13 protein-coding genes are annotated in these 14,411 nt (G+C 74.0%); 6 read left to right on the forward strand and 7 right to left on the reverse strand.

Going from position 1 to position 14,411, the window contains the following annotated elements:
* Positions 1-84: 84 nt before the first annotated feature.
* Entirely contained in the window at positions 85-867 is a 783-nt protein-coding gene (locus ACIBBA_RS30575) for an ABC transporter ATP-binding protein (RefSeq protein WP_396702010.1), read from the reverse strand.
* Positions 868-895: 28 nt separating this feature from the next.
* A complete protein-coding gene (locus ACIBBA_RS30580; RefSeq protein ID WP_350873136.1) occupies positions 896-1,792 on the reverse strand; it encodes an ABC transporter permease in 897 nt (298 codons plus the stop codon).
* A 218-nt stretch (positions 1,793-2,010) separates the two neighbouring features.
* On the opposite strand from ACIBBA_RS30580, the gene ACIBBA_RS30585 reads away from it, so the two are divergent.
* The 3 genes from ACIBBA_RS30585 (at position 2,011) to ACIBBA_RS30595 (ending at position 6,780) form a co-directional block, all read left to right on the forward strand.
* Positions 2,011-2,610 carry a TetR/AcrR family transcriptional regulator gene (locus ACIBBA_RS30585; protein ID WP_396702012.1) on the forward strand — a complete coding sequence of 200 codons (600 nt, stop codon included), beginning with the start codon at positions 2,011-2,013 and terminating at the stop codon, positions 2,608-2,610.
* Between the two features lie 143 nt (positions 2,611-2,753).
* The gene (locus ACIBBA_RS30590) at positions 2,754-4,844 is read left to right on the forward strand and encodes a DUF6077 domain-containing protein (RefSeq protein ID WP_396701917.1); all 2,091 of its coding nucleotides are present in this window, start codon (positions 2,754-2,756) and stop codon (positions 4,842-4,844) included.
* Between the two features lie 178 nt (positions 4,845-5,022).
* Positions 5,023-6,780, forward strand: a complete 1,758-nt coding sequence (locus tag ACIBBA_RS30595) for a CDP-glycerol glycerophosphotransferase family protein (RefSeq protein ID WP_396701919.1) — start codon at positions 5,023-5,025, stop codon at positions 6,778-6,780.
* 19 nt (positions 6,781-6,799) lie between these two features.
* On the opposite strand, the gene ACIBBA_RS30600 is transcribed toward ACIBBA_RS30595, so the two are convergent.
* Positions 6,800-7,138: a DUF952 domain-containing protein gene (locus tag ACIBBA_RS30600; RefSeq protein WP_396701921.1), complete on the reverse strand. Its 339-nt coding sequence runs from the start codon at positions 7,136-7,138 to the stop codon at positions 6,800-6,802.
* Between the two features lie 134 nt (positions 7,139-7,272).
* On the opposite strand from ACIBBA_RS30600, the gene ACIBBA_RS30605 reads away from it, so the two are divergent.
* The 3 genes from ACIBBA_RS30605 to ACIBBA_RS30615 all read left to right on the forward strand — a co-directional run bounded on the left by ACIBBA_RS30605 (position 7,273) and on the right by ACIBBA_RS30615 (position 10,188).
* Positions 7,273-7,584 (forward strand): hypothetical protein, encoded by a 312-nt coding sequence (locus ACIBBA_RS30605; RefSeq protein ID WP_357058105.1) that lies wholly within the window; start codon positions 7,273-7,275, stop codon positions 7,582-7,584.
* A gap of 416 nt (positions 7,585-8,000) precedes the next feature.
* The gene (locus ACIBBA_RS30610; protein WP_396701924.1) at positions 8,001-8,657 is read left to right on the forward strand and encodes a response regulator transcription factor; all 657 of its coding nucleotides are present in this window, start codon (positions 8,001-8,003) and stop codon (positions 8,655-8,657) included.
* Positions 8,658-8,667: 10 nt separating this feature from the next.
* The gene (locus ACIBBA_RS30615) at positions 8,668-10,188 is read left to right on the forward strand and encodes an ATP-binding protein (protein ID WP_396701926.1); all 1,521 of its coding nucleotides are present in this window, start codon (positions 8,668-8,670) and stop codon (positions 10,186-10,188) included.
* On the opposite strand, the gene ACIBBA_RS30620 is transcribed toward ACIBBA_RS30615, so the two are convergent.
* The 4 genes from ACIBBA_RS30620 to ACIBBA_RS30635 form a co-directional block, all read right to left on the reverse strand.
* Positions 10,185-11,156, reverse strand: a complete 972-nt coding sequence (locus ACIBBA_RS30620) for a TAXI family TRAP transporter solute-binding subunit (RefSeq protein WP_396701928.1) — start codon at positions 11,154-11,156, stop codon at positions 10,185-10,187. The genes ACIBBA_RS30615 and ACIBBA_RS30620 overlap by 4 nt on opposite strands.
* Positions 11,157-11,200: 44 nt before the next feature.
* Positions 11,201-11,830 (reverse strand): hypothetical protein, encoded by a 630-nt coding sequence (locus tag ACIBBA_RS30625; protein WP_396702014.1) that lies wholly within the window; start codon positions 11,828-11,830, stop codon positions 11,201-11,203.
* 145 nt (positions 11,831-11,975) lie between these two features.
* Positions 11,976-12,773, reverse strand: a complete 798-nt coding sequence (yaaA, locus tag ACIBBA_RS30630; RefSeq protein ID WP_396701930.1) for a peroxide stress protein YaaA — start codon at positions 12,771-12,773, stop codon at positions 11,976-11,978.
* A gap of 9 nt (positions 12,774-12,782) precedes the next feature.
* On the reverse strand, positions 12,783-14,402 hold the full coding sequence (locus ACIBBA_RS30635; RefSeq protein ID WP_396701932.1) for an ArnT family glycosyltransferase: 1,620 nt from the start codon (positions 14,400-14,402) through the stop codon (positions 12,783-12,785).
* Positions 14,403-14,411 lie beyond the last annotated feature (9 nt).

A 14,411-nucleotide genomic window follows, 5' to 3' on the forward strand; every position in this document is an offset into this window, starting at 1 on the left:
GCGCCCCCCCCCCCCCCCCCCCCCGGCCCCGCGCCCCGCCCCCCCCCCCCCCCCCCCCCCCCCCCCCCCCCCCCCCCGCCCAGGTCACTTGCGGTTGGCGAAGGCCTCGTAGGCCCGGATCACCTCGTCGGTGGGCCCGTCCATCCGCAGCACGCCCGATTCCAGCCAGATCGTCCGTTCGCAGGTGTCCCGCACCGAGGAGAGCTGGTGGCTGACCAGGAACACCGTCCCGGCGCCCTCGCGCAGCTCGCGCACCCGCTGCTCGCTGCGCTTGCGGAAACCCTTGTCGCCGGTGGCGAGCGCCTCGTCGATCAGCAGCACGTCGTGCTTCTTCGCCGCGGCGATCGAGAAGCGCAGCCGGGCGGCCATGCCCGAGGAGTACGTGCGCATCGGCAGCGAGGCGAAGTCGCCCCGCTCGTTGATCCCGGAGAACTCGATGATCCCCGGGGCCTCCCGCTGCACCTCGGCCGGGGACATCCCCATCGCCAGGCAGCCCAACGTCACGTTGCGCTCGCCGGAGAGGTCGTTGAGCAACGCCGCGTTCACCCCGAGCAGCGAGGGCTGGCCCTGGGTGAAGACCGCGCCCCGGTTCACCGGCAGCAGGCCGGCGATGGCCCGCAGCAGCGTCGACTTGCCCGAGCCGTTGCTGCCGATCAGGCCGATCGCCTCGCCCCGGTACGCGGTGAAGCTGACCCCCTTCACCGCGTGCACCTCCCGGATCTCCGGCGCCGCGGTACGGGTGACCAGCCGGCGCAGCGCCGCCACCGGACTGGTGCCGCCGCCCGCGCCCTTGTGCACCCGGTAGATCACATGCGCGTCGTCCACCACCACCGTGGGGATCTGCTCCCGCACCTGGGGCAGCGTCACCGTCGCGTCGTTCGACGCCTCGTACTGGTCAACCACGGCCGTACTCCTGTTCGCCGCGCCAGAAGTAGAGGTAACCCCCGACGCCCATCACGATCGCCCAGCCCGTGGCGACCAGCCAGAGCTGGGGCAGGGACGAGTTGAGCACCGGCGCCTCCTCCAGCAACGCCACCCGGGCCAGCTCGATGTAGACCAGCATCGGGTTGAACTCGACCAGCCGAGTGGCCCAGCCGGGCAGGTTCTCCTCGAAGAGGGTGACGCTGTAGAGCACGCCGGAGCCGTACATCCAGGCGCGCAGCACGAAGGGCATGACCTGCCGCAGGTCGGCCAGCTTCGCGCCCATCCGGGCCACCGCCATGGTGAGCCCGGCGTTGAAGACCGTCTGGAGCAGGATCGCCGGCACCAGCAACAGCCAGGCGAAGGTGATCGGCTCGCCGGTCACCAGCACGATCGCGATCAGCACCACCAGCGAGCCGAGCAGCTGCTGGAACTGGGTGACCGTGACCGCCAGCGGCAGGCTGGCCCGGGGGAAGTGCAGCGCCCGGATCAGCCCCAGGTTGCCGCTGATCGCCGTCGTGCCGTTCTGCGCCGCGGTCTGGGTGAAGTTGAAGATGAACAGCCCGGTGCAGAGGTACGCGATGAAGTTCGGGATGCTCTTCTGCTCCAGCACCAGGCCGAAGATCAGGTAGTAGACCGCCGCGTTGGTCAGTGGGGTGAGCACCTGCCAGAGCTGCCCCAGCTTGGCGTTGCTGAACGAGGCGACCAGCTTCGCGTTCGCGTACGTGGCGATGAAGTGCCGGTAGTGCCAGAGTCGCCGGCTGTACTCGCCCAGGGACGGCGGCTCGTCGGCGACCCGCAGTCCGTAGCGGGCGGCCAGCTGCGCCTGGGTGAGGCCGGAGTCGGGATCGGCCAGCGCGGTGTTGGCCATGGATTTGGCGCTCCGATCTTTCGGTTCAACGGGATGCGCGCGACGATGGTGTCGGACGTGGCCGCGTGCGGGGGAGCGCCGCCTCGTCGCTGCGTGGACACTAGTCCGAAACACGTCGGGACGCAACCGTACCGTCGTTGCGCTACTCTGGTCGCCGTGACGTGCGGAAAGAGTCCCAGGTGACGACCGAGAAGAGGCGCGCGCCGGCCGGCGCGGCGGTGCTCCGCGACGACATCACCACGGCCATCCGCCGCGCGTTGATGCAGGAGCTGGCCGCGGTCGGCTACGGCCGGCTCTCCATCGAGGCGGTGGCCCGCCGGGCCGGCGTGAGCAAGACCGCGATCTACCGGCGGTGGAGTTCGAAGCCCGACCTGGTGCTGGAGATCGTCGCCGCGGCGGCCCAGGGCAAGGTGCCGGCGCTGGACACCGGCAGTCTCCGCGGCGACCTCGCGCTGCTCCTGCAGGTGGTGTCTCGCGCGCTGCGCCACCCGCTGGCCTCGCAGATCATCCCCGACCTGCTCGCCGAAGCCGCCCGCAACCCCACCATCGACAAGACCCTCCAGCAGGTGCTCCGGGCCCGCCAGCAGGAGATCGGCGGCCAGTTGGTCCGCCGGGCCGTGCAGCGCGGCGAGTTGCCCGCCGACGCCGACCCGGAGGTCGCCGTCGACCTGATCGTCGGGCCGCTCTACTGGCGGCTCGCCGTGGCGCGCACCGCACTCACCGACAGCTACCTGGACAACCTGGTCGAGGCGGTCGCCGTCGGTCTCGGCGCGAAGAGCGGTGTGCCGCACCAGCGGGAGACTGCGGTGGGGACGTGAATTTCCGGTTGCCGGCCGGCCGCCGCAGGACGAACACGCGCGGACGGAACCGGTAGGCTGCACCCGCCCATCCGGACACCCTCCGTGTCGATGCCAGGGAAGTCCGACCCTGAGCGCCTACGGAACGACGACAAGGACGGCTCGTGACGCAAGTCAAGGACGCTGTTGTGACGCCCGCGTCGGCAGAGCCCGGAACGGGCCCGAGCGCCGTGCAGCGGCAGGGTCTGACCCGACTGGTCAGTGCCGGGATCGCGGCCGCACCGGCCCTGCTCACCGACGCCGCGGTGCTGGCCTTCGCGCTCTGGACGGTGCTCTACCACGCCGCCTTCATCTTCAGCCTGGCCCCGTCGGTGACCTTCAAGATCTGGCTGGTCGGCTGCGTGCTGGTGGCCGGCGTGGCGCTGCTGCGGGCCCGCCGCCGGGCGGCGTCCGCCGCCGCCCCGGCCGCCGACTCGCCGGCCACCGCGTCGCCGGCCCCCCTCCCGCGCCGCTGGCTGGCCGTGGTGCTCATCGCCGCGGCCGTCGCCGCGGTCACCGCCGGGCTGGCCGGCGTCAGCGCCGGCGACGGCATCTCCTGGTGGATCCCGGCGGCGGCCGGCGCGGTCGCCGCGGTCGGCGGCATGCTGCTGCTGCGCCGCTCCTGGCTGGCCACCCCGCAGCCGGTCCCGGCCGCCCCCGCGCCCACCGCGCTCCAGTCGACGTACGCGCTGGTCATCTCCGGACTGGTCGCGATCTCCTCGTTCTTCCTGGCCCGCAACACCCCCGACGACGTCTACTACGTCGGCAAGTCGGTCTGGGTCGCCGAGCGTGACATCGTGCCGCTGCGGGACTTCCTCTTCACCGAGAACGTCGCGCACGCGATGGGCTCCCAGCCGCCGATCGCCTCGATCGAGGTGTTCGCCGGCGCGCTCGCCCGGGTCATCGGCATCCACGCCGCCTCGGCCACCTGGTACGTGCTGCTGCCGATCATGGCGGTGCTCGCGATCCTGGCGCTCTGGCGGCTGGTGCACCGGTGGGCGCCGCGCCGGCCGATGCTCGCCTTCACGGTGGCGGTCGCCTTCCTCTACCTGGTCGCCGGTGGCGACGCCGCGCTCGGGACCTTCCACCTGCCCCGGCTCTACGAGGGCAAGGGCATGTTCGTCTCGGCGGTCATCCCGCTGATGTGGCTCTACCTGACCGAGTGGTTCGACACCCGGTCGCGCCGCAGCCTGCTGCTCGTCGTGGCGCTCTCGATCACCGCGGTCGGCCTCACCACCACCGCCGCCATCATCCTGCCGATGCTGGCCGGGGCCGGCGCCTTCGCCATGCTGCTGGTCGGTCGCTGGAAGGACGCGTTGATCGCCGGCGCCGCCGCGGTGGCGTACCCGGTCGGCTCGGTGGTCGTCTCCCAACTGGTGTTCCCCGCCGTGGCCGCCACCGGCGCGGACGCCGCCTTCTTCGACGCCGAGTACACCTACCGGCGCACGCTGATGGTCGGCGTGGTCGGGGTGGTCTGCGGCCTGGCGCTCTGGTGCGGCCCCCTGCTGGCCCGGCGACGGACCCCCGCGCTGCTCGCGGCCGGCGCCACCCTGGCGCTCAGCGTGCTGCTCATCCCGGGCGTGCTCGAGGCGTTGAGCGCGGTGAGCGGTATCTCCGTGGTGCTCTGGCGGGTGCCGTGGCTGCTCGCCCTGCCGACGCTGATCGGGTTGCTCTGCACGGTCGACGTGCCCGCGCCGGCGCGGGCGCTGCGTCGGGTGGCGAGCGTCGGCATCGCCGCCGCGATGGTCGCCTCGTTCGCCCTCTTCGCCACCCCGATGTGGTCGCCGCAGAGCTGGGTGGAGGTGCACGACCGGCCCACCTGGAAGCTGCCGCAGCAGCGACAGGGGATCGCCTTCTGGATCAAGGACCTCGACCGACCGGACGGGCTGGTCCTCGCCCCGTCGGTGATCATGCGGACCTCGCTCGTCGTCACCAGCCGGGTCCGGGTCGTCCTGCCCCGCGACTTCTACCTGGTCGAGTACGACCTGAACTCCGATTTCGCCAAGGACCGGCTGCTGCTGTCGCGGTTCGCCGACGGGCGGACGCAGCCCACCCGGGCCGAGCTGGAGCCGGCGCTGCAGCGGCTGGATGTCGGGACCATCTGTGTCTACAACGGCAACACCTACGCCCGGGAGATGGCTCCGCAGCTCGGCTACACGGAGTTCGCCAAGCGTCGGGCGCCAGGGGCGGTGACCTGCTTCCGGCGCGACGGCTGAGTTCGGCTCGCCGCCTCCGGCCACACTGGAGGCGGCGTTGGCCGTCTTTGACCGGTATGGGGCGGGATACCCGAGCGACGCCCGGCTGTCCCTTCGCGTTAAGGTCGCAGTCACCTGCGGGCGGCTCGTGATCGATCAGAAACGGGCCCGTCGTCGATCTTCTAGGGGAGCGTACTCGTTGTTCGGCACGTTGACAGGACGGATCGGGGTGGCCGCTCGCGGCGCGCTGCTGGTGCTGTCCTACCTGGTCATGCTCGTTGCCGGCGCCCTGGGCTGGGTCGCCGTCTTCGCCGTCGCCGGGCTGGCCGCCGTCCTCGGCGAGTTCGCCCTGGCCCGCTGGTCGCCGGCGTCGGCGACACTGCTGGAGAAGGTCGGCCTGCACGGGTCGTACCGGCAGCTGACCCGGGACCTCGCGGCCGTGCTGCTGGTGACCGTGGAGGTGGCGCTCAGCGGCGCCGAGTTGACGCTGCTGCTGTTGCTGCCCGCAGCGGTCTGGGTGATCTCGGTCTTCGCCGGCGCCCTCTCCACGATGATCGACCGACGTAACCCGGTCTCGGCGCTGGTCCGCAACATCGAGCTGGGTCCGATGAAGTCGGCCCCCCGCCCGCCGGCCTGGGCCGCGGCCGTCGCCGGTGACCGGATGCCCCTGATGAACGTGCTGCTGGTGCCGGCCGCGGTGGCCGCCGCCGTGCAGGACGAGGTGACCCCGTTCTTCGTCGCGGGTGCGGTGGCGCTGGCCGCCACCGCGCTCGTCGGCGCCGTCGTCGCGCTCACCTGGCTGCGCGGCCGGGGCACCGGGCAGGGTCCGCTGCTGCCCGCCGTGCAGCGCTGGCTGGACACGTACCGCCCCGAGGTGGCGCTCTACTTCGCCGGGCCGGCCAAGGACGTCTACCAGGCGAACATGTGGCTCGCCCCGACCGAGGCGCTCGGCCAGCACGCGGTGGTGCTGATGCGCAGCCGGGAGGCCTTCTTTGAGCTCGCCGACACCCGACTGCCGGTGATCTGCGTACCGGCCGGGGTGGACTTCATGAACCTCGAGCTGGGCAGCGTGCGGGCGGCGCTCTACGCCGCGAACGTCGGCGCGAACATCCACATGCTCCGGGAGCCGGGCATGAAGCACGTCTTCGTCGGTCACGGCGACAGCGACAAGCAGGCCAGCGTCAACCCCTACAGCAAGGTGTACGACGAGGTCTGGGTCGCCGGCCTCGCCGGCCGTGAGCGGTACGCGCGGGCCGGGGTGGGTGTGCTCGACGCCGACATCGTCGAGATCGGACGCCCGCAGCTCGCCGGTGTGCACACCTTCGGCGCCGAGTCGATCGACCGGCAGTTCACCGTGCTCTACGCGCCCACCTGGGAGGGTTGGCTCGACGACGACCCGTACCACACCTCGCTGGTGCTGATGGGCGAGCGGATCGTCAAGGGACTGCTGGCCACCACGCCGGGGGTCCGGCTCATCTACAAGCCGCACCCGCTGACCGGCTCCCGGTCCAAGGAGGCCAAGGCGGTGCACGACCGGATCGTGGAGCGGATCCGGGCCGCCGGTGGGGACACCGACGCGAGCTCGCTGGACGGTACCCGGCACCTCGTGGTGACCGGCCGCGTGCCGGCGCTCTTCGACTGCTTCAACCAGACCGACCTGCTGATCAGCGACGTGTCCAGTGTGGTCTCGGACTTCGTGCAGAGCCAGCGGCCGTACGTGGTGGCCAACCCGGGCGGGCTGCCGGAGGACGAGTTCCGCCGGGAGTACCCGACCTCGCGGGCGGCGTACCTGCTCTCGGTGGACTGCGGCGAGCTGGAGAAGATCGTCGCGGTGACCCGGGCCGGGGACGACCCGATGACCGAGGCCCGCCGGGAGCTGAAGACCTACCTGCTGGGCCCGGCCGAGGCCAACCCGATGGACCGTTTCCAGGAGGAGATCGCCCGCCTCTGCCGCTGATCCGACCGTCCGGCGGTGGTCAGCCCAGCAGGGCGGCCACCGCCTCGGCGACCGGGGTGTCCACCGGCAGCGCCGCGGCCGCGACCACGGCGGCCACCGGCAGTGGGCCGTACAGGTGCGGAAAGAGCTGCCCGCCGCGCGACGGCTCCCAGCGCAGCCGATCCCCGAGCCGCTCTGGGTCCACGGTGAGCAGGGTGAGCCCGGTGGCCCCGGCGAAATGCCGTCGGGCCGTCTCCACCACCTGGTCGGCGCCGGAGAGGTGGATGAAGCCGTCCTGGCGGTCCACGGCCGAGCCAACCAGGTGTCCGGCCGCCCGGGCGTCGTCCCACTCGGTGGTCGGCAGCAGTTTGTAGATCACCTCGGCAGCGTACGTGGGGTCCGGGCGTGGGCGGGCCGGCGCGGGCCGCTCCGGACGGTTTCGGCGGTACCGGCCCGGCCGTCCGCCCCGGGCCGGCATGCTCACAGGTGGAGCGGGTCGCGGAGGGATGGGCGATGGCGAGCTACGACGACGACTGGACCGACAGCCAGCGCGCGCTGTACGACGAGTGCTACCAGGCCGGCGGTGACTGGGCCGAGGATCCCGACACCCCCTCGGACGACGTGCAGCACGTGATCAACCTGGCCGAGGCGGACGACGACACTCTCGGCGACTCCGAGATCGACTTCCCGCCCCTGGTCGACGCGGTCACCCAGGCCACCGGGGAGAACGTCACGAGCGTCCCGGTCAGCCACGAGGACCCGGCCTTCCGGGGCTTCGTGGACGGCGTCCGGGACGCCACCGCGGAAGACGTCTTCGGCCTCTGACCGAGCAGGGCACCCGCCCCGCGCCGACCACCCGGCCGGCCGCACCCGGACCGGCTTGCGTCGGTCCGCGCTGTCCCGGCCCCAGTTCCCGGCTTCCCGCGCCGGCTTCCCCCGGTGCCGGCTCCGGCCGTCGGGGCAGGGCCGACCCGGGCGCGAGCCCGGGGACGAGCAGGGCCGTGCGGCAAAGGGCGAGCAGAGGCCGACCCAGGGGCGAGGGAGGCACCGACCGAGGGTGCGGCAGAGGACGACCGGCGGCGTGGCAGCGGGCGAGCAGGGCCCTGCCCGGGAGGGCGGCGGCGGGCGGATGCGGTGGTCGGGCTCCTGCGGCAGGTCAGCCTCAGCCGGGCGGCCCTCCCGCCGGGGCCGCGCTTCTGCCACCATTCGCAGGACGACGGTTCGACGGATGGGGGGCACGGGTGCGGATCCTGCTGGTCGAGGACGACCGTCGGGTGGCCGCCGCGCTGTTGTCCGCGCTCACCCGGCGCGGCTACGAGGTCGAGCACGCCGCCACCGTCGGGGCGGCGCTCTCCGCCGCCCCGTGCGACCTGGTGCTGCTCGACCTGACCCTGCCCGACGGGGACGGCACCGACCTGTGCCGGGAGCTGCGCCGGCGCAGCAGCCAGCTGGGCATCATCGCGGTCACCGCGCGGGGCGAGGAGCGGGACCGGGTGCTCGGCCTGCGACTCGGCGCGGACGACTACGTGGTGAAGCCCTTCTCGATGGTGGAGCTGCAGGCCCGCATCGAGGCGGTGCTGCGCCGCGCCGCGCACGCCGTGCCGGAGCGGAACCTGATCGAGGCCGGCCCGGTCCGGATCGACGTCTCGGCCCGTACGGTCACGGTCAACGGCCGCGCGGTGGCGCTCACCCGCAAGGAGTTCGACGTCCTGGTCTCGCTGGCCCGCCAGCCCGGGGTGGCGGTGCCCCGGGACCGCATCCTGCTCGACGCCTGGGGCACCACCTGGACCGACCGGCACACCGTCGAGGTGCACGTCGGGTCGCTGCGAGGCAAACTGGGCGACCCCGGCCTGGTGGAGACCGTGCGCGGCGTCGGCTACCGGCTGCGGAGCGAGTGAGGAGGGGCCGGTGCGTCGTCGGCTCGTGATCAGCTATCTGCTCCTGATGGTGCTGGTCCTCATCGCGCTGGAGACCCCGCTCGCGCTCACCCTGGCGACCCGGGAGACCGATCGGGTACGCGCCGACCGGCTCGCCGACGCCACCCGGTTCGCCTCGCTCGCCGGGCCGGCGCTGCGTGGCGGCAGCCCCGGCCCACTCGACAGCGAGCTGCGCAGCTACGACGAGCTGTACGGCATCGGCGCGGCGGTGGTCGACCGGGACCGGCGCACCGTGGTGTCGTCGGCGAGCTGGCAGCGCGCTGTGGGCACCACCGAGGCGCAGGCCGCCGCCCTGGCCGGCCAGCAGTCCAGCGGCCCGGAGTCGGTGTGGCCCTGGGTGGACGGGCCGATCGTGGTGGCGGTACCGATCAACGACGGCGGTGAGGTGCTCGGCGCGGTCGTCACCGTCACCCCGGCTGCCGCGGTACGCCGCACGGTCACCACCTGGTGGCTGCTGCTCGCCGGGATCGGCCTGCTGGTCGTACTGGCCTGCGTGCTGACCGCGTTCGGGCTGGCCGGTTGGGTGCTACGCCCGGTCACCGAGCTGGACGCGGTCACCCACGAGATCGCCGAGGGCGACCGTGGCGCGCGGGTGCAGCACCAGCTCGGGCCGCCCGAGCTGCGCCGGCTGGCGGCCAGCTTCAACAACATGGCCGACGTGGTCTCCGACGTGATGGACCGGCAGCGCGCGTTCGTCGCGCACGCCAGCCATCAGCTGCGCAACCCGTTGACCGCGCTGCGGCTACGGGTGGAGGAGTTGGGCCCCAGCCTGACCGACCCGCAGGGGCGGACCGAGCACCGGCTGGCCCTGGAGGAGACCGACCGCCTCGCGTTGGTGCTCGACGCGCTGCTCACCCTCGCCCGGGCCGAACGGGAGGAGAACGAGCGGGTCACCGTCGACGCCGCCGAGGCGGCCGAGTCGAGGGTGGCCGCCTGGCAGCCGTTGGCCCGGCACCGGTCGGTCACGCTTCGACTGGTCACCTCCGGCGCACCGACGTACGCCTGGACCGTGCCGACCGCCGTGGACCAGGCCCTCGACGCCCTGATCGACAACGCGGTCAAGTTCAGCGGCGCCGGCGGGGAGGTCACGGTGACCGTCGCCCGCCGCGATGGCGGGGTCGCCCTGGAGGTACGCGACACCGGCCCCGGGATGACCGAGAGCCAGTTGGGGCAGGCGACCGAGCGGTTCTGGCGGGCGCCGGACGCGCAGAACGTGGACGGCGCGGGACTGGGGCTGACCATCGCCGCGGTGCTGGTCGACGCCTCCGACGGGCGGCTGACCATGCGTCCGGGCGAGCCGCGGGGCCTGGTCGCCGGCCTCTGGTTCCCGGCGCCCGACGAGCCGGCCGCCGGGCCCGACGAGCCGGTGACCGGGGACGACGAGCCGAGGTGCGGTTCCGGTGGGCCGGGGGCTGGAGTCGGCGGAGCGGGCTCGGGGGCCGACGAGGCGGACCCACCCGCGCCGGACCGGCTGCCGGCCGCCGCCGGTTAGGGCTTAGCCGCCCGGTACCAGGCGGCGGCGCCGGGATGCAGCGGCAACGGCGAGGTGGCGATCGCCGAGCGCGGGCTCATCCGTCCGGCCGCCGGGTGCGCCTCGGCCAGCTCCGAGCGGCGCTCCATCAGCAGCCGGGTGACGTTGCGGACCAGCGACTCCGGCAGGCCGGCGCGGACGATCAGGAAGTTCGGGTCGGCGACGGTGGTGACCGGCGCGACCCCGTACACCGAGCGGGGGATGTCGCGGGAGACGTAGACCTCGCCGTAGCGGGCCCTCAGCGGCTCGGTCCACGCGCCGAGGTCGATGATCCGGGTGGGGCTGCCGCCGGCCAGGTCCGCGATGCCCCGCACCGGCAGCCCACCGGAGAAGAAGAACGCGTCGATCCGGCCGCCGCGCAGCGCGGCCACCGAGTCGTCCAGGTTGAGCCGGGCCCGACGGACCCCGCCGTCGCCCAGGCCGGCCACGTCCAGCAGGCGGGTCGCGGTGATCTCGGTGCCGGAGCCGGGCGCGCCCAGGGACACCCGCCGACCGCGCAGGTCGTCGACCGTGTGCACCGGCCCGGCGCCGGAGGTGACCAGGTGCAGTTGGTCGTCGTAGACCCGGGCGATCGCGGCGACCCGCGGGTCCGCGTCGAGGCGGGCCGGGAGCACGTCGGCCTGGGTGAAGCCCAGCTCCGCCTCGCCGGCGGCGACCAGGCGGACGTTCTCCGCCGAGGCGGGGGTGACCACGACGCTGGCCCGGACCCCGGGCAGTTCCCGATTGAGGATGGCGGCCAACGACTCACCGAAGGCGTGGTAGACCGCGGTCGGGCTGCCCGTGGCGATGCGGATCTGCACCGGATCGCGGGGGGCCTCCCGGCAGCCGGTCAGGCCGAGGCCCGCCGTCAGCAGCACGGCCAGCAGTGCCGCGGGCGGGGCGGCGCGCCACCGGACGGGCCCGGGCCGGGTAGGACTCACGCGGAGCACTCTGCGCCGGACAGGTGCCCGGCCGCAACCCCCGCGTCGGTCGATCAGGCCGGCTCGCCGGCCCGGGCGGGGGCCAGCGTGCTGCGGTGCAGGATCAGGGCCCGGTCCGGGCCGTCGGCCACGCTGACCAGGAAGCAGCCGGTGCCCGGCCGCAGCGTGGCCGAGACACCGAGCAGGGTGGCGCTGCGGATCAGTACGGCGGCGAGTTCCCGGTCGGTGAGCCGGACGCCCAGGATGTGCCGGCGGACGTGTCGCCCACCGGCCAGCAGCGCCGACCGCCAGGCCGCCTCGGCGAGCCGGGGCACCCAGACCCGGCGGGCGGTGGACGCGCCGGGCACCGGCGCGGCGAGCAGCTCCCGGCGCCCCTGCCGCCAGCCGACCTCCAGCAGACGCGCGTAGCCCACCCGGTGTTCCCGCCGTACCCGGAGGCGGTGCACCTCGTAGCGCCGGCGCAGCCCGCCGACCGAAACCTCGTGTTCGACGGGGACGTCCAGCCGCTCCAGCAGTTGCCGCATCCGCTGCGCGGCGTCCTCGCGGTTGAACTCCACCACGGGTGCCGGGTAGTGCGTCGCGCCGCGCTGCGGTCGCAGCTCGGCCGGGCGGGGCATGCAGCGCAGCAGGCAGGCGGCCTCGAAGGCGTCGCCCAGGGTCAACCAGTCCAGCGGGGGCGGCATCGGCGGGCGGTCGGGCCGGTCGAGCAGGGCGGGTTCAGGGGCCAACGGTCGCTCCCTTGTCGGAGTCGGGGTGCCCCTACCGTGACGGGTAAGCCCGACGGGCGAAACCGATCCGGCCCAGCCTTGAGGAAATCTTGCGGCTGCCTCAGAGCTCGGTGACCACCACGTCGACCTGGCGTGGCCGCCCGGCCGGCGCCGGCTGCTCCACGACGGTGTACTTCAGCTCCCGTAGCGCGTCGAGCAGCTGCTCGGCGGTGCGCGGTCGGGCCCCGGCGAGCAGCAGGTCGCGGACCAGTCGCCCCTTGGTCGCCTTGTTGAAGTGGCTCACCACGGAGCGGACGGGAACCCCGTCAACCTCCCGCTCGTGCAGCACCCGGACGGTCACCGTCCGGGCCGCCAGCTCGCCGCGCGGGGCCCAGGTGGCCGCGTACGCGCCGGAGCGCAGATCCAGCACCGGCCGGTCGCCCGCCGCCGCGGCCATCGCCGGGGCCAGCGCCCGCCGCCAGTGCGCCGACAGCGCGCCCGGGCCGGGCAGCTTCGCGCCGATGGGGCAGCGGTAGGGCGGGATCCGGTCGGTGAGCCGGACCGCGCCCCAGAGCCCGGAGCTGATCAGGATCGACCGGCGGGCCGCCCGCTCCGCGGCCGGTGGCAGCGAGCCGAGGTCCAGCGCCTCGTAGAGCACCCCGGTGTAGATCCGCGCGGCCGGCGCGGTGGCCGCCACGGGCAGCCGGGCGTTGCGTCGCAGCTCGTTCCGCTGGCCCTCGCTGAGCCCGAGCGCCGCCCGGGCCGCCGCCTCGTCCGGCCCGCCGCAGAGCGTGACCAGCGCGGCCAGCACCTCCTCGCGGGCCGGGTTCAGCTCCGGCAGGGCGAGCCGGGACAGGTCCAGCCGCCGGCCGGTGCCGGCGTCGGCCTTCCCCTCCGACGGCGGCAGCAGGATGAGCACCGGTGAAATCTACCGCCACGGCCGCACGGGGATCTCCGGGTGGTACACGCGGTAACCGCCGATCTCGCGTACCGGGGTGGCGTCGAGGCGGTCGCCGAGCAGCCGGCGCAGCCGGAACTCCGCCACCGAATCGATCTCCACCACGTAGCCGGGCCGGTCGGCCCGCCCCACCTGCCGCCAGTACGGCGGGTACCGGTTCTGCCCCGGGCTGAGGTTGTCGGCGAGCACCCCGCAGACCACCTCCTCAGCCGTGTTGAAGACCAGCCGGTTGCAGGTCCAGTAGTCCCCGTACACCTCGCGTGGCCCGTCGGCGCGCAGCGCGGCGGCCAGCTTCCGGGCCCCCCGCTCCTCCTCCCGCGCCGCCGCGACGCCGGTGCCCACGAAGAGCACGGTCGCCGCCACGGCGGTCGCGGCCAGTCCCGCCAGCAGCGCGGTCGCCACCGCGCCGGCCAGCCGGCCGAGCGCGCCCACCGTCCCCCGCCAGCAGGCGACCGCCGCCAGCCAGAGCGGCCACAGCACCGCCGGTAGCGAGATCTGGAGCACCGACAGGTAGCGCGCGTTGCTCAGCGGCTCGGTGGCGGCCAGCGGACTGCGCACGTACGACAGCAGGGTGAGCGCCGCGCCGGCGACCAGCGCGAGGTGGGTCACCGGGCCGATCCGCCGCTCGGACGGCCCGCCCGCGGCGCGTCGGTACGCGACCAGCGCGAGCGCCGCCGCGACCACCAGCAGCAGCGGGTAGAGCACCCCGAACCACTCCTGCCACCTCGCGCAGCCGTCGACGGGGCAGAGCCCGGTGGCCAGCGGCACCCCTTCCAGCAGCCCGCCCCGCACCCGCGGCGGCCACCCCGGCACCGGGCCTTCACCGCTGCTGATCCGTCTCAGCACCGACAGCGAGTCCTCCCCGGGCGGGGCGTAGAGGTTGTCCCGGATCATCGGGGCTACCCCCACGACGAAGCCGGCCAGCAACAGCGCCCCGGCCCAGCCGAGCAGCTCCCGGCGGGCCGCGTAGACCAGCAGCAGCCCGGCCACCGCGAGGTACGGCACGATCAGCCAGTCGGACCACACGGACACCCCGGCCAGCAGGCCGAAGAGCCCGACGGCCAGCCGGCGGCGGCGGATCGTGCCGGCCGCCAACCCCACCGCGATCAGCAGCATCAGCAGCACCGCCGCCTTCACCTCGGGCCGGCCGCCGACCACCGTCAGCTGGTCCCGGACCACCCGCTCCGGGCCGACCGTGAGCAGGCCGACCACGAGCGTGGCGAACCACGGCGAGCAGATCCGCCGGATGAGCCGGTAGATCAGGTAGAGGAAGAGCGCGTAGAGCACGAGCATCGGCAGCCGCAGCACCGGCCAGCTCGGCCCGGCCACCGCGATCAGCGGCGCGGCCAGGTACGACTCCAGCATCCCCATGTAGCGCTGGCCGTAGAGGAAGACCGGATGCGACCGGCCCTGCGCGATGTGCAGCGCGGCCAGCCCGAAGGTGGCCTCGTCGCTGTTCGACGCCGGCACCGTCAACAGGGTCAGGACCAGCCGGTAGCCGACCCCGGCCAGCCCGAGCAGGAGTGCGACCAGCGCCGGCCGGTCGAGCCGCGGACGCCACCGCCCACGGTGCTGCACTGGTTGCGACACGACCACGCC

The organism is Micromonospora sp. NPDC051006 (assembly GCF_044456245.1).
Classification (GTDB): Bacteria; Actinomycetota; Actinomycetes; order Mycobacteriales; family Micromonosporaceae; genus Micromonospora.

Excerpts from the sequence above, each read along its gene's own strand:
- ACIBBA_RS30580 (WP_350873136.1), bottom strand. The coding sequence starts at position 1,792 with ATGGCCAACACCGCGCTGGCCGATCCCGACTCCGGCCTCACCCAGGCG.
- ACIBBA_RS30605 (WP_357058105.1), top strand. The coding sequence starts at position 7,273 with ATGGCGAGCTACGACGACGACTGGACCGACAGCCAGCGCGCGCTGTAC.
- ACIBBA_RS30625 (WP_396702014.1), bottom strand. The coding sequence starts at position 11,830 with ATGCCGCCCCCGCTGGACTGGTTGACCCTGGGCGACGCCTTCGAGGCC.